Annotated in this window: 1 protein-coding gene; it reads left to right on the forward strand. The window is 69.7% G+C overall.

The annotated features are described in order from the left end of the window. On the forward strand, positions 1-508 hold a 508-nt coding region (locus tag FDP13_RS21485), incomplete at both ends, for a hemagglutinin repeat-containing protein (RefSeq protein ID WP_143840375.1).

A 508-nucleotide genomic window follows, 5' to 3' on the forward strand; every position in this document is an offset into this window, starting at 1 on the left:
CGCTGACGGCGCAGGCGGGGCGCGACCTGAGCCTGCTGTCGGCGACGGAAAGCCGGCATGACTTCTTTGAAGAAACGACGGTGAAGAAGAAGACCTTCTCGAAGACCGTGACGCACACGGTGCGGGAGACGGCGCAGACGACGGAGAAGGGGACGCTGCTGTCGGCGGGCAGCGTGGCGCTGACGGCGGGGCAGGACATCGGGGTGCGGGGCTCGTCGGTGGCGGCGGACGGCGGGGTGGCGCTGACGGCGGGGCGAGACATCACGACGGCGGCGAGCGTGGAGAGCTACCGTCAGTATGAAGACGTCAGCCGCAAGAAGAGCGGGGTGTTCAGCGGGGGCGGGATAGGGTTTACTATCGGCAGCACGTCGCTGCGCCAGACGCTGGCGTCGGCGGGGACGACGCAGAGCCAGAGCGTGAGCACGCTGGGGAGCACCGGCGGGTCGGTGAGTCTGCGTGCCGGGCAGGACGTGGCGCTGACGGGCACCGATGTGATTGCGGCGCGGGA

Origin of the sequence: Dickeya sp. ws52, assembly GCF_007210685.1 — a bacterium.
Classification (GTDB): Bacteria; Pseudomonadota; Gammaproteobacteria; order Enterobacterales; family Enterobacteriaceae; genus Dickeya; species Dickeya chrysanthemi.